At 67.7% G+C, this 2,693-nt stretch carries 2 protein-coding genes; one reads left to right on the forward strand and one right to left on the reverse strand.

Features of this window, described 5'->3' with window-relative positions:
- Nucleotides 1-322 (forward strand): thiamine phosphate synthase (locus LPZ50_RS23925; RefSeq protein WP_230665341.1); only part of this gene is annotated, 322 nt, incomplete at its 5' end.
- A gap of 31 nt (nucleotides 323-353) precedes the next feature.
- On the opposite strand, the gene LPZ50_RS23930 is transcribed toward LPZ50_RS23925, so the two are convergent.
- Nucleotides 354-2,693 (reverse strand): TonB-dependent siderophore receptor (locus tag LPZ50_RS23930; RefSeq protein ID WP_419195637.1); only part of this gene is annotated, 2,340 nt, incomplete at its 5' end.

The raw sequence follows: 2,693 nt of genomic DNA on the forward strand, positions 1-2,693 counted from the left end.
GCACCTGCGCTGGGACGACGCCGCCGCCTTGCAGGCCCGGCCCGAACTGCCCGCGGACAGCCTGGTGGGCGTGTCGGCCCACGACAACACGCAGGTCGTGCACGCGCGTGAACTGGGCGCCGATTTCGCGGTGCTGGGGCCGGTGCTGGAAACCCCCAGCCACCCCGGGCAGCCGGGCATGGGCTGGCCCGGCTTCGTGGCGGGCAGCCGCGATGCCGGGCTGCCGGTGTTCGCGCTGGGCGGGCAATCCGACCAGACCATGAACGATGCACGCCGCCATGGCGCGCACGGCGTGGCGGGTATCCGCGGCCTGATTCCATAGCCCATCGCTCGGGGGGCCGACGCCCCCCGGCTCAGAACTCCGCGCTAACCGACACCAGCACGGTCAATGGCGCGCCCACGGTCAGGCCTTCGCGCGCGGCGGATTGCCAATAGTCTTTGTTGAGGACATTCTCCACGGTGGCCCGCAGCACCATGGGCGTGGACCCGGCCTTGAAGGCGTAGCGCGCGCCCACATCGAAACGCGTCCAGCCCGGAATGGTCTGGGTATTGGCCGCGTCCACGTATTGCTGGCTGGTTCGCAGCATGCGCGCGGTAAGGGTCAGGCCATGCAGGAAGGGGGTATCCCATTCCACCGCGGCGTTGAACTGGTAGCGCGGCACCGCGGGCGCATGGTTGCCGTCGTGGACGCCTCCCTGCGTGCGTGTCAGGCGGCCATCGGTATACGCCACGCCGCCCAGCAGGCGCACGCCGCGAGCGATCTCGCCCTGGCCCAGCAGTTCCAGGCCGCGATTGCGCTGCCGGCCGTCGGCCACGTAGCGCAAGGTATCCGGGTCCAGATAGTTGCTGGGGCGTTCGATCTGGAATGCGCTGAAGGTGGTGGAGAAACTGCCGAAATCGTACTTGGCGCCGACTTCCATCTGTTTGGACACGGCGGGCGCGAACACTTCGCCGGCGTTGACCGCGCCGACAGGCGCGGTGCCCCCCTGGCTCAGGCCTTCGATGTAGTTACCGTAAAGGCTCAGGTGCTGCGTTGGGCGCACCGTCAGGGCAAAGGCCGGTGTCAGCCGGGATTCGCCGTAGTCGGACGCACGCTGCCCGGTTGCCGCGTCATAGTTGATCGACTGCACCCGTTGATTGCGCAGGCCCACAATGACCTGCACCCGGTCATCCAGCGCCGAGATCGTATCGGCCACGGCCACGCTGTACAGCCGCGTATCGCTGGTGCGGGGCAGATCCCCCGGGCGGGGAATATCGGGCCGCGCCAGATCCGCCGGGTCGTAGATGTTGGAAAAAATCGTGCTCGACCGTATGCGCGCCGATGAGTAGTCGATGTCCAGGAAACTGGCGCTTACCGCCGGCTCGTGCCTGAGCGGCCCGGTGTGGAAGCGGCCCCGCACGCCGATCTCGCCGGTCTTGCTCAGCAAGGCTTCGTCCAGGCGGGCGGGGATGGAACCGATATTGCCGGCGCCGTCCAGCATCAGCCACGTCGTCTGCAAGCTGGTGAAATCGTGCTTGCGCGCGCCCAGCGCCCCGTACACCGTCCAGTCGGGGTTCAGGTCATACTCGGCGCGCACGGCCCCCGACCATTCCTGGGATCTCCAGTATGTCCAGGAAGGAAAGAAGTTGCGCCGCGCGTCGGGCGTATCGCCAATGTCCACACCCGACGGCGGCGGGAACAACAGGCCGCTGCGCGCATTGGTATCGCGGTTCTGATAGTTGATATCGCCTTCGATGCGCCAGCCGTCGCCCTGGTAGTCCAGACCCAGCGCCACGGCGCCGAAATCTTCTTTGGCGCCGTCAACAGCCATGTCGCCGCCGCTGCCCGCCACGTTCAGGCGCACGCCGAATGCCTGGTCGTCGCCATAGCGGCGCCCCAGATCGGCATGCGCGCCGAACTGGCTGTCGCCTATATAGGAAAGCGTCACGCGGTTAAGCGGGTCGGCGCCGGCGCGCTTGGGCACCAGGTTGATCGACCCGCCCACCGACCCGTACGGCGTCATGCCGTTTAGCAAGGCATTGGGACCGCGCAGCACCTCGACCCGCTCGATACCGATCAACGAGGTGGCATTGCGCGGCGATACGCCGTAAAGACCATTGAACGACACGTCGTAGTTGAACAGCGTAAAGCCGCGGACGTTGAACTCATCGCGTCCCGCGCCGCGCGCATAGGTATTGCGCACCGAAGGATCGTTGACCAGCACATCGCCGATGTTCTGCGCCTGCTGGTCTTCGATCAGTTGCGAGGTGTACTGCGTGGCGCTGAACGGCGTGTCCATATCGCTGCGGTTGCCCAGCAATCCAAGGCGTCCGCCGGTGGCCACCTGGCCGCCCGCATACACGGGAGGCAAGCCGGCCGCGGCGCTGACCACCACTGGCTCCAGTTGCGTCACCTCGCCTTGCGGCGCGGCGTCCAGCCGGTATTGGTTGGGCCGCTCTCGAGTGGCCCGCAGGCCGGTGCCCGATAACGCGCGCGCCAAGGCATCCGGGCGCGAATAGCGGCCCCGCACACCATCGCTGTGACGGCCGGCCACCAGGTCCGGCGCCGCCGCCAGCAGAATCCCGGTTTCGTTCACCAGGCGCGTCAGCACCTGGTTCAAGGGTCCCGCGGGAATGTCGAACTGCTGCGCGCCCTGGGCCTGGTCCGCCGCTGCGGCCTGCGCGCCCGCCGCCGGCACCATGGCCAGCAAGGC

This window comes from Bordetella petrii (assembly GCF_020991325.1).
Taxonomy (GTDB): domain Bacteria; phylum Pseudomonadota; class Gammaproteobacteria; order Burkholderiales; family Burkholderiaceae_B; genus Bordetella_A; species Bordetella_A petrii_E.